21 protein-coding genes are annotated in these 25,411 nt (G+C 33.2%); 13 read left to right on the forward strand and 8 right to left on the reverse strand.

The window, feature by feature from the left end:
• Window positions 1-392 precede the first annotated feature (392 nt).
• Window positions 393-1,160 (forward strand): segregation and condensation protein A, encoded by a 768-nt coding sequence (locus tag OQ292_RS16235; RefSeq protein ID WP_284683192.1) that lies wholly within the window; start codon window positions 393-395, stop codon window positions 1,158-1,160.
• A gap of 25 nt (window positions 1,161-1,185) precedes the next feature.
• On the opposite strand, the gene OQ292_RS16240 is transcribed toward OQ292_RS16235, so the two are convergent.
• The gene (locus OQ292_RS16240) at window positions 1,186-3,243 is read right to left on the reverse strand and encodes a response regulator (RefSeq protein ID WP_284683193.1); all 2,058 of its coding nucleotides are present in this window, start codon (window positions 3,241-3,243) and stop codon (window positions 1,186-1,188) included.
• A gap of 301 nt (window positions 3,244-3,544) precedes the next feature.
• Between OQ292_RS16240 and OQ292_RS16245 the strand changes: the two genes are divergently transcribed.
• Window positions 3,545-3,958, forward strand: a complete 414-nt coding sequence (locus tag OQ292_RS16245; protein WP_284683194.1) for a Fur family transcriptional regulator — start codon at window positions 3,545-3,547, stop codon at window positions 3,956-3,958.
• Between the two features lie 25 nt (window positions 3,959-3,983).
• Here the strand turns inward: OQ292_RS16245 and OQ292_RS16250 are convergent, their stop codons facing one another.
• Window positions 3,984-5,426 carry a BatD family protein gene (locus tag OQ292_RS16250; protein WP_284683195.1) on the reverse strand — a complete coding sequence of 481 codons (1,443 nt, stop codon included), beginning with the start codon at window positions 5,424-5,426 and terminating at the stop codon, window positions 3,984-3,986.
• A 106-nt stretch (window positions 5,427-5,532) separates the two neighbouring features.
• On the opposite strand from OQ292_RS16250, the gene OQ292_RS16255 reads away from it, so the two are divergent.
• Entirely contained in the window at window positions 5,533-5,769 is a 237-nt protein-coding gene (locus OQ292_RS16255) for a hypothetical protein (protein WP_284683196.1), read from the forward strand.
• A 63-nt stretch (window positions 5,770-5,832) separates the two neighbouring features.
• Here the strand turns inward: OQ292_RS16255 and queG are convergent, their stop codons facing one another.
• Complete coding sequence (gene queG / locus OQ292_RS16260) at window positions 5,833-6,774, reverse strand: tRNA epoxyqueuosine(34) reductase QueG (protein ID WP_284683197.1); 942 nt, start codon at window positions 6,772-6,774, stop codon at window positions 5,833-5,835.
• A 225-nt stretch (window positions 6,775-6,999) separates the two neighbouring features.
• Between queG and OQ292_RS16265 the strand changes: the two genes are divergently transcribed.
• The 4 genes from OQ292_RS16265 to OQ292_RS16280 all read left to right on the forward strand — a co-directional run bounded on the left by OQ292_RS16265 (window position 7,000) and on the right by OQ292_RS16280 (window position 11,528).
• Entirely contained in the window at window positions 7,000-8,481 is a 1,482-nt protein-coding gene (locus OQ292_RS16265) for a caspase family protein (RefSeq protein WP_284683198.1), read from the forward strand.
• A 106-nt stretch (window positions 8,482-8,587) separates the two neighbouring features.
• On the forward strand, window positions 8,588-9,391 hold the full coding sequence (locus tag OQ292_RS16270; RefSeq protein ID WP_284683199.1) for a transporter substrate-binding domain-containing protein: 804 nt from the start codon (window positions 8,588-8,590) through the stop codon (window positions 9,389-9,391).
• Between the two features lie 59 nt (window positions 9,392-9,450).
• Window positions 9,451-10,563 (forward strand): alanine racemase, encoded by a 1,113-nt coding sequence (locus tag OQ292_RS16275; RefSeq protein WP_284683200.1) that lies wholly within the window; start codon window positions 9,451-9,453, stop codon window positions 10,561-10,563.
• On the forward strand, window positions 10,560-11,528 hold the full coding sequence (locus OQ292_RS16280) for an SGNH/GDSL hydrolase family protein (RefSeq protein WP_284683201.1): 969 nt from the start codon (window positions 10,560-10,562) through the stop codon (window positions 11,526-11,528). The genes OQ292_RS16275 and OQ292_RS16280 overlap by 4 nt, the downstream gene beginning before the upstream one ends.
• A gap of 52 nt (window positions 11,529-11,580) precedes the next feature.
• Here the strand turns inward: OQ292_RS16280 and OQ292_RS16285 are convergent, their stop codons facing one another.
• Together OQ292_RS16285 and OQ292_RS16290 are read right to left on the reverse strand one after the other, a co-directional pair.
• Complete coding sequence (locus tag OQ292_RS16285) at window positions 11,581-14,757, reverse strand: VPS10 domain-containing protein (protein WP_284683202.1); 3,177 nt, start codon at window positions 14,755-14,757, stop codon at window positions 11,581-11,583.
• A 155-nt stretch (window positions 14,758-14,912) separates the two neighbouring features.
• Window positions 14,913-16,319, reverse strand: a complete 1,407-nt coding sequence (locus tag OQ292_RS16290; protein WP_284683203.1) for a cellulose synthase family protein — start codon at window positions 16,317-16,319, stop codon at window positions 14,913-14,915.
• A gap of 252 nt (window positions 16,320-16,571) precedes the next feature.
• Here OQ292_RS16290 and OQ292_RS16295 point away from each other — a divergent pair, with 252 nt between their 5' ends.
• On the forward strand, window positions 16,572-17,945 hold the full coding sequence (locus tag OQ292_RS16295; protein ID WP_284683204.1) for a sigma-54-dependent transcriptional regulator: 1,374 nt from the start codon (window positions 16,572-16,574) through the stop codon (window positions 17,943-17,945).
• A 104-nt stretch (window positions 17,946-18,049) separates the two neighbouring features.
• Window positions 18,050-18,550 carry a hypothetical protein gene (locus OQ292_RS16300; RefSeq protein ID WP_284683205.1) on the forward strand — a complete coding sequence of 167 codons (501 nt, stop codon included), beginning with the start codon at window positions 18,050-18,052 and terminating at the stop codon, window positions 18,548-18,550.
• Between the two features lie 66 nt (window positions 18,551-18,616).
• Here OQ292_RS16300 and OQ292_RS16305 read toward each other — a convergent pair whose 3' ends face one another.
• Both OQ292_RS16305 and hisA read right to left on the reverse strand, forming a co-directional pair.
• Window positions 18,617-19,345 carry a SanA/YdcF family protein gene (locus OQ292_RS16305; RefSeq protein ID WP_284683206.1) on the reverse strand — a complete coding sequence of 243 codons (729 nt, stop codon included), beginning with the start codon at window positions 19,343-19,345 and terminating at the stop codon, window positions 18,617-18,619.
• 407 nt (window positions 19,346-19,752) lie between these two features.
• Entirely contained in the window at window positions 19,753-20,472 is a 720-nt protein-coding gene (gene hisA / locus OQ292_RS16310; RefSeq protein WP_284683207.1) for a 1-(5-phosphoribosyl)-5-[(5-phosphoribosylamino)methylideneamino]imidazole-4-carboxamide isomerase, read from the reverse strand.
• Window positions 20,473-20,610: 138 nt separating this feature from the next.
• Between hisA and OQ292_RS16315 the strand changes: the two genes are divergently transcribed.
• The 4 genes from OQ292_RS16315 (at window position 20,611) to OQ292_RS16330 (ending at window position 24,770) form a co-directional block, all read left to right on the forward strand.
• A complete protein-coding gene (locus tag OQ292_RS16315; protein ID WP_284683208.1) occupies window positions 20,611-21,729 on the forward strand; it encodes a glycosyltransferase family 2 protein in 1,119 nt (372 codons plus the stop codon).
• A 40-nt stretch (window positions 21,730-21,769) separates the two neighbouring features.
• Window positions 21,770-22,024, forward strand: a complete 255-nt coding sequence (locus OQ292_RS16320; protein WP_284683209.1) for a transporter — start codon at window positions 21,770-21,772, stop codon at window positions 22,022-22,024.
• A gap of 141 nt (window positions 22,025-22,165) precedes the next feature.
• A complete protein-coding gene (locus tag OQ292_RS16325; RefSeq protein ID WP_284683210.1) occupies window positions 22,166-23,410 on the forward strand; it encodes an ABC transporter permease in 1,245 nt (414 codons plus the stop codon).
• 151 nt (window positions 23,411-23,561) lie between these two features.
• Window positions 23,562-24,770: a PP2C family protein-serine/threonine phosphatase gene (locus OQ292_RS16330; protein WP_284683211.1), complete on the forward strand. Its 1,209-nt coding sequence runs from the start codon at window positions 23,562-23,564 to the stop codon at window positions 24,768-24,770.
• Window positions 24,771-24,851: 81 nt separating this feature from the next.
• Here the strand turns inward: OQ292_RS16330 and OQ292_RS16335 are convergent, their stop codons facing one another.
• Entirely contained in the window at window positions 24,852-25,406 is a 555-nt protein-coding gene (locus OQ292_RS16335) for a DinB family protein (RefSeq protein ID WP_284683212.1), read from the reverse strand.
• Window positions 25,407-25,411 lie beyond the last annotated feature (5 nt).

The raw sequence follows: 25,411 nt of genomic DNA on the forward strand, positions 1-25,411 counted from the left end.
ACTATTTATATATTATTTATTGGATTATTCTTATATCAAAACTTAATTATTCAAATAAAAATCTATGTGCTTTTTTTATACTTACTACAATGTTATTTCCATAAACAAAGATTTGAATAATTAAATTCAGCTTTTTTGATAGTTTAGAAAGGATTCTGGTATTTTTTACAAAAAAATATTATTCAAACTTGTTCTAAAAGTACCTAAAAACAGGATTTTCGATTATGATAAAAATCTTTATGTACCATGATGTTAATCAAACTGATTATCTTTACATAAGTTTTAAATAATTTTAAGTATTCACTTAAACCTTACATATAAGGTACGGAATTTTCAGGCATATTGATGCAGTTTTCGTACATCTGTTAAAATTTATTTACAATTTTTCTGGTATGTCAGATTCTTTTGAAGTTAAAATCCCTCTGTTTGAAGGCCCTTTTGATCTACTTCTATTTTTTATTAGAAGAGATGAATTGGATATTCATGATATTCCAATAGCAAAAATCACAAACGATTTTGTCGCATATATCAGGCATTTAGAAAAGTTAAATATGGAAGTTGCCAGTGAGTTTATTTTGGTTGCTTCAACACTAATGAGAATTAAAGCTAAAATGCTTTTGCCTCGTGTAGAAAAAGACGAAGAAGGTAATGAAATAGATCCACGTGAAGATCTAGTGCAACATTTATTAGAGTATAAAAAATATAAATCGGTTGTAGGTGATCTGGAGCAAATGGAAGATGGTATGGTTACCAGAGAAAAACGTGGTAATGTACTTAAAGAAATTAAAAAGCTCAGTTCAATAAATGATATTGAAACCGAGCTTCAAGATATAGACTTGTACAAAGTATTAAAGGTATTTCAAAAGGTGATGTTTAAGTTTGAAAACAAACCAGTAGAAATTAAACATCAGGTGGTACCTTACCCTTATAAGATTGAGACGCAAAAAGAGGTGATTTTAGAGAAGCTAACGAAGAGTGAAAAAGTATCTTTTAGCTCTCTAATAGAAGAAATTCCAGAGAGAATAGCAGTAATATTTAATTTCTTGGCAATTTTGGAATTACTCGCCTATAATCAAATAAGTTTAATTCTTGGTGAAGGTTTTAATAATTTCTGGGTGATTCCTATAGATAATACTACAGAAAATATCGAATCAAATTAAATAACAAACACCAAGAATTATAAGATTAATTTGTATTTAATTCTTCTTGTAAACCAACAATTACTTTACTCAACTCTGAATCAAAGTAATTGATTTTATTATGTTTTTCGCTTTCGCTTATTTCAGAATTTTTTAATCTTTCTCTATAGTCTAAAATCTCGTTGTCAAGCCAATCTAAGCCAAGTACTATCATGCTTGGTCTTATTTTATGGCAAATTTCACTTAAGATTTTATGATCTTCGCTTTTGGCTGCATCTTTAAAATCATTTTTAAACTCTTCGTAATCTTCTACAGTAAGTTCGAGGAGTTCTGCATAGAAAGATTCGTCGTTCTCAACCATTCTTTTAAATCGGGTAAATTCCAATATGCTTTTACCTTCAGGTATATCAGAAACAGTTTCTGTTGGAATTTTTACTAACTCAATCGAAGAATTGCTTAGTGTTACAATCTTATTGTAAAGGTTATCTGGGTTAAATGGCTTCATTACATAGTCATTCATTCCAGTTTGAATCGCTTTGTCTTTTTCTCCAGATAAAGTAGATGCAGAAAGGGCTATTATAGGAATTTCTTTATAATAGGGTTGAGGCCAGCTTCTAATTTGTCTTGTTGCTTCGTAACCATCCATTTCTGGCATTTGGATGTCCATTAATATTAACTTATAAGCTCTGTTGTTTTTAAGTTTTTCCAGTGCTTCTACTCCATTATTTGCAAATTCTACTTCTGCATTCCAACCAGTGAGGAATTTGCGAGCAATAACTTGATTAAACTTGTTATCTTCTACAACTAGAATAAGCATTTCTTGCAAATTCTTATCACCTAGTATAGTAGGTTTGTCTTCTTTTGCTGTACCTTCTTCTGTAAAAAGTGTGCCTTTCTCAAAGTTTATTTCGAAGTTGAAAGAAGAACCTTCTCCAGGTTTACTTACAACAATAATATCGCTATCGTGTAAAGTAACCAGCTTTTTAGTGATAGCCAGCCCAAGGCCAGTACCGCCATATTTTCTTGTGGTATCGCTACTTGCTTGAGAGAAATCTTCAAATATTTTATCTGTCATTTCAGGAGAAATACCAATACCTGTGTCTTTAATTTCAAACTTGAGCATAACATGGCTATCTGTTTCATTTAACACTTTTACAAAAATGGTAACAGAGCCATTTTCTGTAAATTTCACAGCATTACTAACCAGGTTGATAAGTATTTGTCCAAGTCTTACCTGATCACCAATAATATTTACTGGTAGGTTTTCATCTAATTCGAGTTCAAATTGCAAACCTTTATCTTGGGCTTTGGTTTGCATGGTTTTGTAAACACCACTCAATAGATTAAACAAGTCGAAATTGATGAATTCCAGCTCAATTTTACCTGCTTCAATTTTAGACATATCCAAAATGTCGTTGATGAGCGATAAAAGGTTGTTAGCTGAGAACTCAAGAATTTGAACATTATCTTGTTGTTCTGGATTTAAAGGAGACTGCTTTAATAAATGAGATACACCAATAATTGCATTCAATGGTGTACGAATCTCATGACTCATGGTAGAAAGAAAGCGCTCTTTGGCATAAGAGGCTTCTTCAGCTTTTTCTTTGGCATCATGTAATAACCTGTTGGTTTCCATTAACTCTGCAGTTCTCTCAGAGATTTTTTCTTCCAGATTATTATTAATTTCTTGCAGTTCTTGAACCAGATTAGCATTGTCTTTTTTGAGTTGATAAGTTTCTAGTGCCTTATCAATTGTAAGTTTTAACTCTTCTCTGTTCCATGGTTTTACAATATACCTATGTATCCCACACTTATTTAAAGCTCTTACAATATCTTCAATATCTGCAAAACCAGTAATTATAATTCTTACTGGGTCTGGATAATCAGGAATAATTCTTTCCAGAAATTCAACTCCAGTCATTTTAGGCATTCTCTGGTCGGTTATTATTAAATGAATTTCTTCATTTTTGAGAACCTCAAGGCCTTCTATACCAGATTTTGCTGTAAATATTTTATAGTATTGTTTAAAAGCAGCTTTAAAAATTCTAAGGTTGCTTTCTTCGTCGTCCAGATAGAGTAGGTTGTATTTTTTTTCTTTGTTCATAGAAAAGTCAAAAAAATCTGAATCTAAAAACTTACTTGTATGTTCAGAATAATGTTTAAATCAAACGCAAAAACACTGCTGTTTTGATTAATTTTTTTAATTCTTTTAAAAAATTATATTTCACTTTTAATTATAACTTCGAACTTAAATCAGAAGCTTTTTAAATTAAAAGTTAATTATTTAATAAAAGTTAATGTTTTTATTTTAATGAGGCCAATAAACCTTCATGTTTTGAATAGAACAGACATAGTTTAAGTTTCATTATATATTTACATTTATTTTTGTGAGTAAATAAAAGGATATGACTGCTGAACAACTTCTTCAAAAACATAAGCTTAGAAAAACAGATATTAGAACAACAATTCTCAATCTTTTTCTTAATGCTGAGCAGGCCTTGAGTGAGCAAAATATAGAATGTACACTTAAACAAAACTGTGATCGTGTTACTATTTATAGGTCTTTAAAAAGCTTTGTAGAGAAAGGCATTCTGCATAAAGTACTTGATGAAGGTAATGTAGTAAAATATGCTTTATGTGGAGAAACTTGCCACGATGAGGACCATCAACATGAGCATGTACATTTTAAATGTAGTACTTGTGGGGCAACAGTTTGTTTTGAAGAGATACCAATACAAAATATAAATTTGCCTAAAGGTTATAAAAAGGTAGAGTCTAATCTACTAGTTTTAGGCATATGCGATAAATGCCCCAAATAGTATTGAGGCATTTATCATTTTTTAATTAGCTAGGTTTTTTCCAAACCATAAAGGCAGATACAAGCAATACTAAGAGTAGGCTTATATTAAAAGTAATATTTAGCCATGTTCTACTTCCTAAACTGCTTAGCTTGTTGCTCTCATCTGAGATTTTGTCGTAAAACCCTCCAGGATTATTAGATGCAATTTCTGCATTCTTTTTACTTTCTCCGGTTATTTGAACTGTGTATTGAGATCGAAGGGTATCGTAACTTCCTGTTTCTGTGTTAAAATAAACCCAATTGAAATAATCTCCCAAATCAAATTCACCAGGTTCTCTTGGTTGTAATTGATAAGAAAAGGTTTTAGAACCAGAAATTGTATTTCGACCTCTATTAATATTGGTATTTGTACTAGGCGGGAAAAAATCAAAATTACTTTGTTTAGGAATTTCAATTTCGTTGATAGAAGCTATGTTACCTTCACCAGAAATCGCATATTGATAATTATAGCTTTTTCCGGTTTCCATCATGGATTTGTCAAGCTTTTCAATCAATTTAAAATCTCCTACATTTACCTGAGCACTTAATGGGTGAGGTGGCAGTTCTTTTACTTTTACATTTACCGCTTTAGAATAGAAAGTTTTATAATCCTCTTGCATGTTTCTGCCAAAGAATGAAGGATTTTTTGCTACCTTATATTTAATCATTCTTAACCCTGCAGATGGAATTTTAATATCTTCTGCATTTAAAGGGAAAAACGTTGCCTGATACATGCGGTACTGGGTATATTGCTTATTATTAATAGTAACATACTCAGGATTAATTTTATCAATACCATAATTTTCTTCCCAACAGTTTTGAGGCTTTACTTTTTTTAATATATCTCCTAATTGGTCGCTTATTTTATCGAATTCCATTCTAGCTCTGTTCTTAAGAGAGATATAGAATGAAATGCTTAGAGTAAAACCTTCGCCAACATATACATTTTTTTTGTTGGTTGTAACTGCAAAAAATGCATCTTCTTGTACATCTACAAATTCTGCATTGTTGCTATCATTTCCCCAAAAATTAGAAAATGGATCTGATTTTTGCGACGCATTTCCTGCTGATGCAGTCACTTTAATAGTTGCTCCTGGAGACCTTGCAGCAATGTCATTTATTTCCATACTAAATGGTGCTAAAACAAAAGTACCCTTTCTGGTAGGCTTATAGTTTTGAGTTACACTTTCGAATGAAGTTAACTGACCATTTACATAACTAGTAGTTTTTGTTGAAGAAGTACCTTGTTGTACTAGCCCGGGAATTTCAGGAAAAGGAGAGTGTTTACTTAACCTGGCATTTTGAAGTTTAATGATTATTTGGAAAGTCTCATTTTCGTTAATTTCAGTCTTTCCAATTTCAATTTGAACCTCTTGAGCTTGTGTAGTTCTACTAGTAAAAATTGACATTAAAACCAAAAAAAATAGACTTTTAATTGTAATATTCATGGAAAAAATTTTAATGTATGGGGAAATCCCAATAAAATACCCGCAATTTGCGTACAAATTAGCTAAAATATAATTATATTAACACTACCTACCTAAGTTTAAAAGAATGTTCAACTTAAAATATCAATGGCTAATGCTTGAATACTTTAAAGTGATCTTAGCAAAAGTAAGCTTTGATAAGGTTCTTTTTGAGAAAGAACTTATAAAAGCTCTAAAGAATCTAATGATTAACGAGGTAAAAGAATTAAAACAATGGTGCACTTCAAAGTTTAATGCGAAATACAGCGATGTTATCGACAGGTGTTTCGGTAAATTCAACAAGCAACTCAATTTGAGTATTTAAATCTTTAGTTTAGTAATTTAGAGAATGAATATTAAAGCCGGATTAGTTCCGGCTTTTGCTTTTTTAATTGGTAGCATTTACGAATTTAATATTTCGCTTTAGACCTTCAAACTTTGTTCTTTTAACAGCAGATTTTTTAAACAACGCTCTAAAAACATCCTCGGTGAGATCATGCCAGCTTTCTTTGTCCATTTTTTCTAAGTCTGAATGTGGGTTAAACTCAAGCGTTTGGTGAGGCTTAGAAAACCTATTCCAAGGGCAAACATCTTGACATATGTCGCAACCAAATATCCAATCTTTAAATTTATTTGAGTATTGAGAAGGTAGCTCGTCTTTTAATTCAATTGTAAAATAAGAAATACATTTGCTGCCATCTACTACAAAAGGTGCTGGTATGGCATCGGTAGGGCAGGCATCTATACATCTTGTGCATGTACCACAATAATCTTTTACAGGTCCGTCTTCTTGTAATTCTAAATCAATTATTACTTCTGCTAAAAAAAAGAAACTTCCAGAGCCTTTATTAAGCAGTAAACTATTTTTTCCGATCCAGCCTAAACCACTTTTAGCTGCCCACTGCCTTTCCATTACCGGAGCCGAGTCTACAAACACTCTGCCTTCTACTTCTCCAATTTCGTCATGAATGATTTTTAACAAAGATTTGAGTTTCTTTTTTATTACAAAATGATAATCTTCTCCATAGGCATATTTTGCAATTTTATATCCAGTTTTATTGTTGAGGTTTTTAGAAGGATAATAATTGCACATAAGACTTATCACAGATTTTGCTCCGGGCACTAACTTAGAAGGATCTAATCTTTTATCGAAATGGTTAGCTAAATAAGCCATTTTACCATGCATATTATTATTTAGCCAGCTTTCAAGTTTTGGTGCTTCCTCTTCCAAAAAAGCAGCTTTGGAAATACCAACGAAATCAAATCCCAGTTTTTTAGCACTTTCTTTAATAAGTCTTGTATTCTTTACAATTTGTTGGTCAATATGCATGTAAATACTTTGAAGATTTTGTTAATTTGAATTATTAATATCTATAAATAACTGAAACTCTTTCAGCATCTAATTACGTGTTAAATTAGTACTCAACCATATATAGCATGAGGTTTATATGCAAAAATACAATCTCATTCATACCATACACTAACGTTTTTACTTTTCTAATAATAGAGAATATTTTTTTCGAGAAAATAAGTACACTTAATGAGTAAACATACTATGAGAAAACTGATCTTAATTAAAACAGTTATTTTATGTTTTATCAGTAGCCAGTTTGTTTTTTCACAGAGAGGATTTAAAATAAGTAGTGATCAAAAAAGATTGGCTTTGGTGATTGGTAATGCATCATATCAAAATGCTACCTCTTTAGCAAATCCTGTTAATGATGCACGCTCAATTGCATCATCTCTGAAAGCAATTGGGTTTGATGTTATTACTGTTGAGAATGCTACACTTCCTGATATGAAAAGGAAGGTGGATGAGTTTGGGCTTAAATTAAAAGACTACGATGTAGGTTTGTTTTATTATGCAGGCCACGGTATACAATCGAGAGGGAATAACTATCTGGTACCTGTTGAAGCTAACTTAACTACAGAAAGAGCAGTGGAATATGATTGTGTTCGAGCAGATAGGGTTTTAGGTTTTATGGAAGAGGCACAGAGTGATGTAAATATTGTTATTCTAGACGCTTGTAGAAATAATCCATTTGAGCGTTCATGGTCAAGATCAACTGCTGGAAATGGTTTGGCATTTATGAATGCACCTTCTGGGTCTTTAATTGCTTATGCAACCTCGCCAGGGAGTACTGCATCAGATGGCTCTGGTTCTAATGGTTTGTATACAGAAGCCTTACTTCAAGAATTACATTCTCCTGATGTTACAATTCTTCAGATGTTCCAAAGAGTTAGGGCGAGAGTGGTTGAAGGTTCAAGCGGAAAACAAATTCCTTGGGAATCTACTTCACTAACCGGTGATTTTTATTTTGCTGGAAATAATATACAGCAAAATAATAATGTAACTTCAAATACAAACAATAGCTACAATAACTCTAATACAAATAATAATAATGTTGTAAGCTATAATAACAATAATGCTTACAACAATTCATCATTTAAAGCTACATGGAAAACTGAAGATGGTGATTATTGGCTTTATATTAATGATAAGCATGCACCTGGAACCAAAAGTACATATGTTGAAGATGATGTAATTGTTTACGACCCGGGGACTAAGACAAATTACATGATGAGAGGTTACCGAAATAATATAGATGGAGTGGAAAGGGCCGCAGAACCTCTTTATTCACCGAGTGCGGCATTTTACAGGTGTTTAGATGGTTCGTATTGGTTTTACATAGAAGGTCTAAGGATAAAAGGGACAAATAGCGCTTGGGTAGATAATTCTCTATTAGTTTATGATAATACCTCAAACAGGCATTTTTTATTTAGAGATTACAAATTCAACTGTGATAATGATATAAAACCAGCCGAAGAAGTTTTCTCTAGAACGAATGTTTTTTGGAAGCAAAAAGATGGATCTTACTGGTTTTATGTAAATGGTTTACATGTTTCTAATTCTAAAAATGAATGGAAAGGTGATGACTTACTAGTTACAGATCCAAATACTGGTAAGAAGTATTTATTAGAAAATTATAAAAACCGAGATGATAATCAGTTAAGAGAAGCAGTTTCTTATTATTAAGAGAATTTCTTACCTGACTATATACTGAGAATGAATCTGTTTGCCAAAATTTATATGTTAAGCTGGCATTAAACATATAACTAATTAGCAAACAGATTCATTTTTTATGCAAAAGCCATTATCAACTAGCATAGTGTTTTTAGTACTATCAGTACTACTTTGTGGTCTTCGCCCTCCTGAAGAGCCGCCTAATAAAGTAAAATCAATCTTAAATCAAATCTTAGATAGGGGTTATATAGAAGTAGGAATTACTGCCGACTATGTACCCTTTGCTTATTTTGAGCCCGACAGTCAATCTTATCAAGGTATCGATATTGAGCTAGCTAAAAAACTGGCAGAAGATATGGACGTCGAGTTGCGGTTTGTGACAACTACCAGAGAGCAATTAATGAGTGATGTTTTACACAGAAATTTTGATGTAGCAATGTCAGGCATAGCCAGAACGGTAAAACAAACATTGCTAACTTGGATGACAACTGGATATTTTGAAGCTGGTAAAGCTATTTTAATAAGAGAAAAAGATAAAGAGTTGTTCACAAGTTTGAAATTGGCTGATAAGCCCAGTGTAAAAATAGGGGTAAATACTGGTGGTACAAATGAGATATTTGCCAAACAGTTTATCTATCAAGCTGATATTGTTTTTTTTGAGAACAATCTTGATATTCCAGAAGCATTACAAAGAGGTGTTGTCGATATAATGCTTACTGATAATATTGAAGCAAAAGTAATTGCAGATAAAACGGATGGATTATTTGCAGTAGATCCATATCATCCTCTAAATCAAGAAGTAATTGCATTTGCTGTTCCTCCTGGAGATGAAAAATGGCTCAACTTTTTAAACCAGTGGATTTTATATCAACTTGATGATGGAGAAATTGAGAGATTACAGAAAAAATGGATAGGAGAGTAATGGTTTTTGGGCGAATTAACTAATCGGAATATATTTGTTGCTGAAATAAATTTTTTGAGATGATTCAGCAATTACTTTCCAAAATCACGCATCCAACCTTACTATTAGATAAGCAAAAAGCTTTTAATAATATTCAAATGATGATTAGAAAAGCCAATAAATATAACTTGGCTTTTCGTCCTCATTTTAAGACACACCAATCTGCTAAAATCGGAAATTGGTTTAGAGATTTAGGAGTAGAAGAAATAACTGTTTCTTCACTTAATCTTGCTAAGTATTTTGTAGGTCATGGATGGGAAAAAGTAATCGTTGCTTTTCCTGTTAATACAAGAGCGATAGATGAAATTAACGAACTTGCAAAACGCTGTTCTTTAACTGTTTTTATTTCTAATAAAGATAGTTTGAGCAAGTTAAAAGAGTTGTTGTCTGCTCAAATTCAGTTTTTTATAGAAATAGATACAGGCTATAACAGAACAGGTATCTCACCAGAAAATACTGTGCTGATAGATGAACTATTACAAATCTCAGAAAATTCTTCTAATCTCAAATTCAGAGGTTTTTATGTGCATAACGGGCATACATATCAGGCATCTTCTAAAGCTGAAATCGAAGAAATTCATACAAAATCAATAAGAGTTTTTCGGAAGTTAAGAAAGCGATATAGCGACAGATATCCCAAACTAGACATACAAATTGGAGATACACCTTCTTGCAGTTTACTAGATCATTTCGAAGGAATTGATGCAATTGGACCAGGTAATTTTGTCTTTTATGATCTCACTCAAACAAATATAGGATCGTGTAATATCGATCAGGTAGCAGTAGCTATGGCATGCCCTGTAGTTGAAAAGTATGATGACAAAAACCAAGTGATAATCCATGGAGGAGGGGTCCATTTCTCTAAGGACTTTATTGTAGAAGAAGATGGGACAAAGGTTTTTGGTCGAGTTGTAAAAATGGAGGATAATGATTGGAGTAAGCCAATAGAAAATGCATATATAACTTCACTTTCTCAAGAACATGGTATAGTGCAGGTTTCTAAGGAGTTAATGAGTGAAATTAAAGTTGGTGATTTAATATTTGTATTACCTGTTCACTCGTGTCTTACAGCAAATTTACACCAGCATTATATATGTTTAGATGGGGAATGTATAGAGCGATTTTCTTCATGAAACCTAGAGCTCTGTCTTTCATAAAGTTTGTCTTACCCATAATTGTAATAGGTGTTGCTCTTTATTTGGTTTCAGAAGCATTTAGTCCTGTTTACCCTTTGCTCAAAGTGAGGAAAAAGAATCTGTTTCTTTCAGTTGATAATGAAGTAGATGCTCTTTCGATAGGTAATTCACATGCAGGAGCAATTCATTTCAAAACCCTAGGTTTAAATGGAATTCACTTTTGGGATGCTGCCGAAGATATTTATGAGACGAAGTATAAGCTTGATTTTTTACTTCAATATTACCCGAACTTAAAAAAAGTATTTATTCCAATTTCTCCATTTTTAATGGATCAGAATAATGCAGAAGTGTTTTACCATGCGCAGTTTCATCCTCGAATAAGGTTGCATGTGAATACTAATTCTTGGCAGCCCTTACAGAACAAGTTTAACTTTCTTTTGCTAGGAAAACTTTCTCCAATACTCAGATACGATCATTGGGCATTTGTACCAAAATTGCTAACAGGTATCAAAGATATTCAGGCAAATGATCCACGAATGGAATCTGTTTCAAAGAATGGCTATTTGCATTTTAAATATGCCGAAGTGACCTCTTCAAAAATGTTGGAAAACATATGCAAAAATAACTTAAAAGAGCACAAAAGATTAATTGAAGGGAAAGAATATGAAGCTTTATTCTATGAAAAATTAAATGAAGTTATTGATCTGTTGAAGAGTAAAAACATAGAATTAGTGCTTTATACTCCACCTTATTATCAATACTATAACCAAATAAGTAAAAGTACTTTAAGTGATAAACTGAGTGAAGTTTCAAGCTTTGCTGCAACACATCAAGTATTATATTATGACTTTAGCGATTATGCAGTGATCAGCAGTAATTGGCATTTATATGATGATGGAACTCACTTGAATGAACAGGGAAGAATTGCTTTTTCTGAATTACTTAAAAAGCATATTCAATAGAAAAAGAGCTTACTTTTTACAGTAAGCTCTTTTTCTATTGATTTATAATAATCTAGTTTGACATTTTCTCAGTATCGAGAATAATCGCATCTACTTGTTTTTCTTTCACAAGATCATTGATTTTTGGAATATCTTGTTCTTTTATAGACTTCCAATCATTTATTTGGCCATCAATTTTTTGAGTAACCTCTTGCTTAAATTGTTCAGCTTGCTCAGTAGGAGCATTATCACCAATTCCCATTAAAGAGTTTAAGTGAGCCAATTTGTTGGTTAACTTAATTGGGTAGTTTAATGGGTCTTGTCTACTTCTGTTTTTTGTTTGATACAACTCATTTTCAATTTTAGACATCTGCTTTTGCACTTCTTTAACTGCATCGGTTATGTCTTTCATAGTTGAATCACTAGCAATGCGTTTGCTAAGTGTATTTAGCTGCTCTTTTGCTTTTCTAATGTCTATAATTGTCTGGTGAGCCTCAGTTACTTTATCTCTTACAGAAATGAGAAAGTTAAACTGTTTTTGTAAGTCAGCTAAAGTAGCAGAAGATCTTGGGTCAGCAAGAATTTTATAATCTTGAACTTGTTCTTTGCTATTCACAGTTAATTTAACTTTGTAAGCACCCGGTACAGCTTTCGGGCCACTCATGCTAGACCACCACAAAATCATTCCATCAAAATCTTTAGCATCAGGGTATCTCATATTCCAAACAACTCTATTTACACCTTCTTTCAGTTCAGGAAGTTTTTTATCTTTTTCTTTTGCAGTATTCGAGTATGATTTAATTACAGTTCCATCTGCTTCTAAGAAAGATAGTTCGATAGTAGTCGCTGTATCTGGTTCGCTGTCAAGATAAAAATATGCCATTACACCTCCTGGGTGGTTTGTTCCAGCAGTTTTAAGGTTTTTCGCCTGAAAACCATCCATTTTGTAACTATCTATAGGTTTGAATAGATAAGCTTCGCTACCTGCAACTTCAGTAGATAATTGATGTAAAGGAGTAACATCATCTATTATCCATAAACTTCTACCTTGAGTAGCTACAATTAGATTATCATTTTTAAGCAATAAGTCCGTGATTGGAACAATTGGTAAATTCAATTGGAAAGGTTTCCAACTTGTACCATCATCAAAAGAAATATACATACCAGATTCTGTACCCGCATACAGTAAGCCTTTTCTATTTGGATCAGCTCTTACTACTCTTGTAAAGTGATCTGGATCTATACCATTGGTGATCTTAGTCCAGGTTTTGCCATAATTTTTAGTTTTGTACAGATATGGTTGATAGTCACCAGACTTGTACATGGTTGCAGCTACATAAGCACCACCTTTAACAAATGGATCAGCATCAATACTGTTAATCATAATCCATTCGGGCATATTTGGAGGTGTTACATTTTCCCAGTTTTTGCCAGCATCTTTTGTTACATAGATCAATCCATCATCAGAACCTGTCCAGATTAAATCTTTTTCGTAAGGAGATTCAGTAGCTGCGAAAATGGTACAGTAATACTCAACACCAGTATTATCTTGCGTAATAGGCCCACCAGAAGAAACAAGTTTGGTAGAATCGTTTCTTGTTAAATCTGGGCTAATTGTTTCCCAAGATTCGCCACCATTATAGCTTACATGTACATGGTTAGAAGTAGTGTAAAGCTTCTTGGTATCGTGTGGTGAGAAGAAGATTGGGAAATTCCACTGGAAACGATATTTCATGCCTTCTGCTCCATAGCCCATTGGATTATCTGGCCATACATTTATCGCTTTTACTTCTTCGGTAGCATGATTTTGTCGAGTTAAGAAACCTCCATAACTACCACCGTAAACTAAATTGTCGTTTTCAGGGTCAACTGCAATGTGCGCACTTTCACCACCAGCAGTAGACTCCCATGCTTCATCATCAATTGAGTTACCTGTAGTTCTGTGGGCAATTCTTACAGTTGAATTATCTTGTTGAGCAGCATAAATTTTATAAGGGAAAGCATTATCAGTAGTTAGTCTGTAAAATTGAGCAGTTGGCTGGTTGTAATAAGTTGACCAGTTCTCGCCACCATTAAAAGAAATTTGAGCGCCACCATCATCACCAATTATCATTCTTTTTGGGTCTTCTGGAGCAATCCACAAGTCGTGGTGATCGCCATGAGGTGCATTACTAGATTCAAAAGTTTTACCACCATCTGTAGATTTATGGTAACTTACATTTAATACATAAACAAGGTTTTCGTCTTGTGTATCCGCATAGATTCTGGTATAATACCATGCTCTTTGGCGTAGTGAGCGACTATCATTTACTTTAGCCCAAGTTTTACCCGCATCATCAGAGCGGAATAAACCACCATCTTCATGCTCTATTAATGCCCAAACCCTTTCTGAGTTTGCTGCAGAAACAGTTATACCAATAATACCTCTAGTTCCTTTTGGTAAGCCTTTGTTTTCAGAGATTTTCTCCCAAGTATCACCACCGTCTGTACTTTTCCATATATCAGAGCCCTCTCCGCCGCTTTCTAAGCTGTAAGGTGTTCTTCTAATTCTCCAAGTTGTAGCATATAAAATTCTTGGGTTATTAGGGTCAAAAATTAAATCTACAGCACCTGCATCTGCATTGGCATAAAGTACTTTCTCCCAAGTTTTACCACCATCTTTACTGCGAAAAACTCCACGTTCTTCACTCGATTTATATAAGTCACCCATTACGGCAGCATAAACCAAATCTGGGTTTTTAGGGTGAACACGCACTCTGCCAATGTGGCGAGAGTTTTCGAGACCGATCTGCTCCCATGTTTTTCCAGCATCTACTGTTTTCCACATACCATATCCGTAAGATACATTACCTCTTACTGTTTTTTCGCCACCACCTACGTAGATTACATTATTGTCGTATTCGCTAACAGCCAGTGCACCTATAGTACCACCAAAGTATCCATCAGTAATATTTTCCCATGTTTGGCCAGCATCTTTTGTGCGCCAAACACCTCCTCCGGTAGAGCCAAAGTAAAATAAATTTGGTTGGCCAGGTACACCAGTTACAGCACATGAACGCCCACCTCTAAATGGTCCTACCAAGCGGTACTCCATGTTTCCGTAAAGCTTTTCATCGTAACTAAGTGTCGATTCGTTACTCGCATTTTTCTTTTTCCTCTGAGCTTGAACTGGATTTATCAGTTGGATGGAGAAAATAGATAAAAGCAATAAACCTAAAACTGTTTTAGTGAATGAGTTGTAGTTTTTCATTGCATTTCTTGAATTTTTCTTTGAAAAAATATTGCTATTTGAATATAGGCAAGTTACAAAAAGCTGTCTTTTTTTGGAAGAGCCTGCGACAAGCCTACAGTTTTTTTCGACAAACTGTATAGAAATGCTACGAATGTAAACTTAAATACTGCTATCTATTTAATGCTTACAGTTGCTTTAATTGAATAATAGAACACAGAAATGAAGCCGATACTTAGCATAATGTGGAATATCATTAACCCGTAATCTTTCAAATAAATACCTAAGGCTATTCCTGTGAGAAAATATAGTCCTAAGAAACCTTCTAATAAATTTAGCCAATTAAAGCTTTTTTTGATGTAAATATTTCCCTTCCACTGGTCTTTAAGTTTGGTGATGTTGAACTTTGGTGTTCTGATAAATGGTGATTTAAAGCCCAATAAACCTTCTATTACTGCTAATGCATTATGCAGGCTTAATCCCATTGAAATGCATAAAAAGAGGGGATAGATTTTAACAAAATAAGAAAAGGTATGCTGTTTTTCTATTTGTTGTGTGGCAATCCAATAGAACAGGGTAATGGAGAAAAATCCAAAAAGCAGAACACTTCCAATGTTAATTAGCAATTCTAACTCTGGTGAATTTTGCTTTACAAATAACATGGGAATACTAAGAATAGCAGCAAAAAGTAAAAACACGAAGATGGAACTATTTAGCAAGTGAAAAAATGCGTGCACTTTGTTTGAAAAGGTGATTTTCGTTTTTAAAACTGTCAATAAATGCTTTCTGGCAGTTTCAGCAGCACCTTTATTCCATCTAAACTGTTGCGATTTAATAGCCGGCATGAGCACTGGTAATTCGGCAGGAGATTCTACATCTTCTAAAAACTCAAAATGCCAACCTTTCATTTGCGCTCTATAGCTTAAATCTAAGTCTTCTGTAAGTGTATCTTGCTGCCAACCTCCCGCATCTATTATACAAGCTTTTCTCCAAATTCCGGCTGTACCATTAAAGTTGATAAAACTTCCAGCAGAGCTTCTACCAACTTGTTCAATGGTAAAATGAGCATCTAAACCAAATGCTTGTAATTTGGTGAGTACAGAGTAATCTTTATTTAAATGTCCCCATCTGGTTTGAACCACGCCAGTCTTCTCGTTTTCGAAGAAAGGAAGTGTTTTTAACAAGAAATCTTTTTCAGGCACAAAATCAGCGTCAAAAATCGCAATAAACTCTCCTTTAGCTATAGCTGTTCCATATTTTAATGCGCCTGCTTTAAATCCTTCTCTGCTAGCTCTTCTCACATGTTGTATGTCATATCCTTTATTTTGCCAATAAGTAACTCTGTTAGCTATAATTTCTACAGTTTGGTCAGTAGAGTCATCCAAAACTTGAACCTCCAATTTGTCAATAGGGTAATTAAAAGCAACAACGCTATCAATTAATCTTTCAATCACGTACAACTCATTAAATACAGGTAATTGAATAGTTACTATGGGTAATTTATCCTGAGAGATTTGCTTCAACGTAGTCTTTTTCTTTCTTTTTTCTTTTATGTATAGAAAAGTAAGGTGTAGTTGACTCATGCTAAATAGAAAAATAAAAAGCATGCAGCAGGCATAAAGAAATAAAATTATATATGACATGTGTTGTACTAACTGATTTGGTGCAAATTTACGTGGTTAAGGATATTTATCTAAAATAAGTGCGGTTTAAGCATGTTTGGAGATGAAAATTTTACACTTTTGTGATAAATTAGCCTCATAATACAACCTATTTGATTTCTGGTTATCCATTTTCTAAATTCAACAAACAGAGTTTCAAAAAATTAATCCAATATGCCGAAGACAGAGGGAAAGATTTTGGTTGTAGATGATGATGCTGATGTTTTAATAACTGCAAGAATGTTTTTAAAACAGCAGTTTACTGTAGTTCAAACCGAATCTGATCCCAGACAAATCCCCAGATACCTCAACAACGATACATTTGAAATCATTCTACTCGATATGAATTTTACCCGAGGAGAAAGTGATGGAGAAGAAGGTATGTATTGGTTAAACCGAATTTTGGAAATTAATCCAAAGCAAGTTGTTATTCTTATTACGGCATATGGCGAGGTTAATTTGGCTGTAAATGCAATTAAAAGTGGCGCAACAGATTTTGTGGTGAAACCATGGAAAAATGAGAAATTGCTTGCTACTATATCTTCCGCATTGCAGCTAAGTAAGTCTAAGAAAGAGCTCGAACAATTACAGGGTGCTCAGCAAAAGCTGCAAGAGAATATGCAGGTAGAGTTTGTAGGCAATTCACCAGCTATGCAAAGGGTTTTTTCACTCATAGAAAAAGTATCGGCTACAGATGCCAATGTATTGATTTTAGGTGAGAATGGAACTGGAAAAGAATTAGTAGCAAGAGCGGTACACGCAAAATCTCATAGAGCACACAAAACATTTATGAGTGTGGATTTAGGAGCCATAAGTGAAAGTTTGTTTGAGTCTGAACTATTTGGCCATGTAAAAGGGTCATTTACAGATGCTAAAACGGATAGAGCTGGTAGTTTTGAAATAGCTTCTGGAGGTACTATTTTCTTAGATGAGATCGGCAATTTATCTATGGCATTGCAGGTGAAACTACTTACCGTATTGCAAAATAGGGTAGTTAGAAGAGTTGGCTCACATAAACCGATAAATGTAGATGTAAGGTTGATTTGTGCTACCAATATGCCACTTTACCAAATGGTTGAAGATGATACCTTCCGTCAAGATTTACTGTATAGAATCAATACTGTGGAAATCAGGTTGCCTTCGCTAAGAGAACGGATTGAAGATATTCCATTATTAGTTGATCATTTTTTGAATATTTATACCAAGAAATATAAGAAAGATCAAATAAGGCTAGATCAAAGTACGCTGGCCAAGCTGCAAAAATACAATTGGCCGGGAAATGTGAGAGAACTGCAACACGCGGTAGAAAGGGCTGTAATTCTAAGTGAAACTAATGTATTGAAAAGTGATGACTTCTTTTTGGGAGGTAGTGCAATTCAAAAACAACCTACTTCTAGAGATAGTGAAGTAAAAACATTGGATGAAATGGAGCATAAGTTTATTAGAGAATCTTTAGAAAGAAATCATGGAAATGTAACAAAAACAGCAAAAGAATTAGGTCTCACGCGAACAGCATTATACAGGAGGCTAAATAAATATGGATTGTAAGTGCTGAAATTTATTTAAATTTAGAAAATAACTCTATGTTTGATTTCTGTGTTAATTGATAGATAATAATATCGAGTTGATTTTGGACTAAGAAGAAGAAAAATATGGATTTAGATACCGCAATGCAGCCTTTTCTTATCGGACTTGGAATTGGATTAATTCTGTGTCTGGTAATTTATGTGAGAGAAGGAATGAAAAGAGGGCCGCTTAAGAAAGAAATTAAAAGCTTAAAAACTCACCTGCATGAGAAGATGGAAATCGATGCAGAAGCTACTCATAGTAAACTGAGAGAAATAGATGGATTGAGACAGGAAAATGAAAACTTGAGAATATCAATTCAGTCTTTGGCACAGAAGCCGGGTAGGAGAGAGATTGTTAACTTGCATATCTATCAGAAAGCACTTTCAATTATGACGGAATCTGCTCATGGTTTTGCTCCTATGTGGCAAAAAGCTCTTAGACAAGCAGAAGAAGAAGTAGAAGCTTTTGAAAAAGGTAAAACGTCTTTCTTAAAAAAGATAGTTTCACCTATGACATATCTAGGAAGTTCTAGTGAAGAAATTAAAAGACTTAATAATCCTGATGATGAGGATAAAGAAAATTAATTAAAATAAAACCCAGTGTAACTTTATTACACTGGGTTTTTAATATCTATTTAAAAAGATAGTAGATTAATTCTGGGCTATTTGAATTTTCTTACCAAGAAACTTGGGTTGCTCATTTAAAACAAAAATATCCATTACAGCTTTTACTCTGGCAAAAATCTCTCTCGCCTGCACTTTAATCCCTCTCTGAAAATCGATATCCTGAGCATTAAAAGCAATAGTTTCTATTCCAGAGTTTCTACCTAAAAACACAGCTCTTTTATTATGAAATTCTTGCGAAATTACGGTATAACTATTTTGTCCAAATACTTCTTTACATCTAATTACAGAGTCAAGAGTTCTAAATCCGGCATAATCTAAAATAATAGCTTCAGCAGGTACTCCCATTTTGATCAAAATTTTACGCATATCTCTTGGCTCGTTGTAGTAAATTGTATGATTATCGCCACTGAGTAGTAAATACTTTACTTTTCCAGCTTTAAAAAGCTTAGTAGCGGCTTCTAATCGATGATAGAGATATGGATTAGGTTTTCCATTTGCTAGAGATTTGCTTGTGCCTAAGACAAGCCCTACTTGGTTAAATGGAACCTTTTTAATGTCGTCGTACAAATAGGCCTTAGAATAAGACTCTACTTTAAAATTGCAAAGAGCAATTACTAATAATGCAATAAAGGAGATGAGAACAAGATATGTTCTTACGCTCCGGAAAGCTGGTTTAATCGTTAAAGTATATGGTCGCATAAAATAAATATTGAATGCATTACCCAATTTTAGCTTATTTACCGGAGTCATCATAACAATACTATTTAAGAGTGATAGAGAGTAATGTAATGAATAAGGTGTTTGGTGATCTTAATTTTTGTGCTACTATAAAGTTAGCGACTTTAGAAATACATTACTATCCTTGTTATCTAGTATTTTTTAAGATTTAATATTTATTTACACCGTTTTTATCTTATAGAGTAATAAAGATAATCTATGTAATAAATTTTTTAACTAGCAATAAAAAAACTAAAGATTTTGGATAAAAGTTTCTTTAGGTTTTGCAAAACTCATCCCAAAAAATTAAAATAATTTTACTAAAAGAGAATGTTTGTTATAATAATGACAAAGAAATTGCTGAAAAGTGCCCTTGTGTGATATTTGGAGGGGGTAGCATGCTAAATTTGAATATTTAACATGCTATTGAATAATAACAATTATTAAAAAAATGACTTAAGTTCTGCTTGAGATATCTTTCCTTCATAAATAGCTTTACCAACTACAACTCCAAAAATTTTAGCTTCATCAAGTTCTTTTATATCTGCCGCATTGCTTATGCCACCACTAGCAATCAGTTTTAATGTAGGGAATTTCTCCATAATCTCTACATAAAGATCTGTAGCTGTGCCTGTTAGCATTCCATCTCGACTAATATCTGTACATAATACATTGGAAATACCCACTTTCATGTAATCTTCTATAAAGCTAAAAATATTAGTATCTGAAGTTTCTTGCCAGCCATGTACAGCAATTTTTTTGTCTTTTACATCAGCAGCAAGAATAATTTTATCTGCACCAAATCTTAAAATCCACTGCTCGAAAAGAGCTCTTTGCTTTATAGCAATACTTCCACATGTTATCATCTCTGCACCGCTGTCAAATACTCTTTCAACATCTTCATCTTGTTGAATTCCACCACCGAAATCTACAAAAAGGTTGGTTTCTTTACAGATTTTTTCAAGTACAGGATAGTTTACTACTTTTTTATTTTTGGCTCCATCTAAGTCTACTAAATGAAGTCTTTTTGCCCCAAGGCTTTCAAACTCTTTGGCTACTTCTAATGGATCTTCTCTGTAGGTTGTAGAAAGGTTAAAGTCTCCTTGCTTTAATCGTACACACTTACCGTCCATTAAATCTATTGCAGGTATTACGTTTATCATGAACTGTCTCTTTGTTTTGAAATAGAGTGCCAAAAATAAAACACATACTTGAGTAAATCATATTTCTTTTGATCTAAAGTAGAAGGCATAAGCACTATTCTGTTATTTTCGCGATTGAAATTTTAATCTAAGTAGCCAGTGCTTTTCTTTATTACTGTTGCAATTATTTATGCTTTTTTAACTTGTTGGCTAGCTTATCTATGGCAACAAATCCCTCGGTTTAGGCTTGATAATCAAGGAGTTGGTATACCTCTAACGGTAATTGTGCCAGCAAGAAATGAAAGTGAAAATATTAGCAATTTGCTTAATGATTTACTAGATCAAACTTATAAAAACTTTCAAATTATTGTTGTCGACGATAATTCTGAAGATAATACTTATTCTATAGTCGAGGCTTTTTTAAGTCAATTTCAAAATGATTTTAAACTATTAAGATTAGAAAAAGATAGCAACCCAAGTAAAGGAAAAAAAGCGGCAATTTATAGTGGAATACAAGTAGCTACAGGAGAATATATTATTACTACTGATGCTGATTGCCGAGTAGAAAAAGATTGGTTAAAAGCATTAGCTCAATACATTTCAAAAACAAATGCCAAGCTTATAAGTGCTCCTGTTACTTTTTATAAGGAAAAAACTTTGTTTGAAAAGATACAGACAGTTGAGTTTATGAGTCTAATTGGAGCAGGAGCTGCATTTATGCACATAAAGAAGCCTAATATGTGTAATGGTGCTAATATTTGCTATCAAAAACAAGCTTTTTATGAAGTGGGTGGTTTTGCAGGAAATGAACATCTAGCCTCTGGAGATGATGAATTTTTAATGCATAAAATTGCCTCAAAATATCCAAACGGAGTGATGTTTCTTAAGGCTAAAGAAGCTATTGTTAGAACTAAAGCATTACCAGATTTTAAAGTATTTTATAATCAAAGGAAAAGGTGGGGAAGCAAATGGAGTCATTATAAAAAAGTATCTCCGAAACTTGTAGCAATTACAGTTTTTGGCTTTCATTTTATTTTTTGTACTGTTCTTATTTGCTGGCTGTTGGGAATAATTTCGATAGAAACTTTACTTACAGTATTTTTCACTAAGTTATTCTCAGAAATCTTATTTATAGGTTCGCTATTAAGCTTTTCACAACATAGAAATAAGATTTTCTTAATTCCATTGGTCGCTATATTACATCCTTTTTATATAGTTTTGTTTGGTTTAGCAGGCAATTTTGGTAGCTACACATGGAAAGATAGAAAGATGAATTAATACTTTCTGTAAATTTTAACAATCTGATAAATGAATTGATATGAGTGATATTGAATTCGATGTTTTGGATGAATTATATTTTGTAACATGGTTCTCAGATTTAATGGAAACTACTGAGCTAGGTGAGCAAGAATTAAAAAATTGCCTTATCACTTTAATTAAAAAAGGGTGGGTGAAATGCTACAAAAACATCGATGAGGAAGAGTTAAAAGACAATTTGGATTTTGATAATAAATTCTGTGATTATGCCTATTTAGCTACTAAGGCTGGTTTACTTGCCCATAATAGTAAGTGAAAGATTCTTAACAAAAGGTCATTCAATATTAAAATAGTATTCCAAAAAATACGATATACATAAAAGAAAAACACATATAAATAACTGTGTTTTAAACTTTTTCAGGTAAGTCCTGACTTTTTAAGATAAGATCATTGATGGATGACCATTAGGCAGGAACATAAAACACCCTTTTTTTATGCAAGGAAGCGCTTATTTAGTAATAAGCCAGCAGTGTTTGGGTTAATCGTAATTGTTTTTGCCCACCTAATAGCAGGTGGTGGTTATCTACTTATGCCTGATAAAACTCCTTATGCAAATGATGGAGCTGTACAAATCCAAAAGCAATCCCCAGGTTTTCAAGTAAAAATTCTTAAAATCCGGAAGAATATGGATGTGCCAAAAGTAGGATTTTTCTCTTGGTTGTTAAATGGAGAAGACAGTAAATATACCATAGTTCCAGTTAAGGGTACTCCAAGAATTGTAGACGATAGTGTTGAGTTTCAACCTTTTGGTAGAGAAAGAGCGGAACTAAAACATATGTTACTTAACTGTGTAAAACCACTTTTTGTAGGTCCATCAGACAAGCTAGAAAAAGATGCTAAGCAAAATTTTAAAGTTGAAGGTAACCTCATTACCTTTTTAGATTCAGACGAGCACATACAAACAATAACCAAAGAAGAACTTAAGAAAGAGTTTTTTGATGATAATGTTGAAACCAGAACTTATTATTTAGGAACAGATAAGTCTGGTAGAGATATGCTCAGTCGCTTAATTTATGGAACTCGTATTTCTCTTTCTATCGGGTTTATTTCTGTATTAATTTCTTTAATAGTTGGTGTTTCTCTTGGTGCTTTAGCTGGATTTTTTGGTGGTAAGATAGATACAATTGTATTGTGGTTCATGTCTGTAATATGGTCTGTGCCCTCTATTATGTTGGTAATTGCTGTTACTTTGGCTTTGCAACAGCGTGGTATTTGGGTGGCATTTGTGGCAGTAGGCTTAACAACTTGGGTTGAGATTGCCAGAGTAGTTCGCGGACAAATAATGTCTATTAAGCAAAAAGTATATGTAGAAGCTGCCCGCGCATTGGGATATTCAAATAAAAGAATTATTTTTCATCATATATTACCCAATATAATTGGTGCACTGGTTGTTATTAGCACTTCTAATTTTGCTTCTGCAATAGTAATAGAAGCAGGCTTGAGTTTTTTAGGTTTAGGTGTTCAGCCTCCAATGCCTTCTTGGGGAATGATGATAAACGAAGGTTTTGCTGCTATAGGGACTAGTAATAGCTGGCATTTAATTTTTCTCCCAAGTTTCTGTATATGTGTCACCGTACTAGCATTTAATTTACTGGGTAATGGATTGAGAGATGCATTAGATCCAAAAGCAGTGAGGGGGTAGTCAATTCTAAGTGTTTTTTAAATATTGATAGGTTTACCTCAAATCTATTATAATTTTTATTTAAACCATTTTATCTGTTTTTTTTATTCGTAGATTTACCTCAATCTAAATTACGCAGATTTTTTTATTTTAAATCTTTATCTGAAACAATATGCCGGTTTCTGTAAATACTAAACTGGAAATAAAGGAACTTGAACTAAAATCACTTTTTGAAACAATTCGTGCAATTAATGCGAATGCTTCAGAAAATGATCTATATAAGATATACAAATTTATCATCCACTCGAATCCTAATATTGTAAAGATGGCTTTGTATGTATTGGATGATAAGTGGAGTTGTAAAACTTATTTTGGTACCAAGCACAATTACGAAAAAATAATACTTGATAAACGCATTATGGAAGCTACCGAGTTGGGTGACCATACCAGAGGCATTAAGTATTTTGAGGAGTTTAGTCGGGTAGTACCAATTAAACACAAAACAGACGTACTTGCTTATGTATTTGCAAGCGGAAACGAGCGTGTAGATGAGGAAGATATTCTTGAACTCGATTTTATTGATGCACTTACCAATATTATAATAGTTGCTATTGAAAATAAAAAACTGGTAAGAAAAGAGCAGAGGCAGCAAGAGTATAACAAGCAACTGGATATTGCCAAAGACGTACAAGGCTTACTGTTTCCTAGAGAGTTACCATATAGCAAAAAGCTTAAGATAGAAGCGAGTTACCTGCCTCACCATACTATTGGGGGTGATTATTATGATTTTATTCAGATAGACGAAGATCAGTTTTTAATTTGTATTGCTGATGTTTCTGGTAAAGGTATTCCTGCAGCTATCTTGATGTCTAACTTTCAGGCCGGTTTGAGGATACTCTCACGCCAAATGAAAGACTTAGAAGCAGTAGTAAATGAACTCAATACACTGGTAATCCAAAACTCTCATGGAGAGAATTTCATTACAGCCTTTTTTGCACTTTATAATAGGAAGGAAGAAAATCTACAATTCATAAATGCGGGGCATAACCCTCCATTTTTGTTTTTTGAGAAGAATGTAAAGAAGATGGATGCTGGTACTACTATTTTAGGTGGTTTTCCTGAGCTGCCGTTCTTAGAAAAGGCTTCATTAGACAATATGCGTAACTTTATGATTTTCTGTTTTACAGATGGTTTTATAGAAACCTATAATGAAGATGGAGAAGAGTTTGGAGAGGAGTATTTATTAAACTTTATCAAAAAGCATTTACACCTCGATCAAAAAGAGTTACATGTAAAGTTGATTGCAGAACTAAATAAATTTAAGGGAAAAAACCTTTATATAGACGACATAACATTGCTATCGTGTAAAGTACTTAGTTAACAAAATATAGATTACTAATAAAAGAAAAAGGAAATGCAATTTGCATTTCCTTTTTCTTTTTATCAAAATTTAGATTTCTTCTTAGTAGTATCTGTATTTTGGAGGGGCAATTCCGTTCATCCTGATGTACAAATTAGCTTTCGCTTTGTGATTTGTTAAGTGATCGTGGATGAAAATTACAGCTTGTTGTTTTGGAATCATATTTCCGCCAAAAGTTTTAACCTCAGTTTTCAGGTCTTTTTCAGAAAGTGATTCAATGATGTCTGCAGCAGCAGAAAGTTCTTTTTCAGTAAATTCTATTATCTCTTCTTTAGACATTGAACTTGCATCAGGCTCTTTAAACTCAACCTTTTCTCCTTTGAGAATCATTTGAGCCATTATGTGACTTGATGCAGCAATGTGAATAATTTGCTCTGCAAAAGTTTTACTTTCTTCTGCAGGTTTAAAACTAAATTTGTCTTCAGGCATGGCTTCAGCTAATTCAACAACCTGAGCTTTTCCCTGATTCCAGATTGGCAAATACATTTCAGTAAATGCCGATTTTTTTACATGGTCATCATTCTTTTTATTTGCCAAATATGCGGCAGAAAAGAAGATTGCAATTACCAGAATAATGTAAAGTCTTAGTTTATTCATAAGCC

The organism is Chondrinema litorale, from assembly GCF_026250525.1.
Classification (GTDB): Bacteria; Bacteroidota; Bacteroidia; order Cytophagales; family Flammeovirgaceae; genus Chondrinema; species Chondrinema litorale.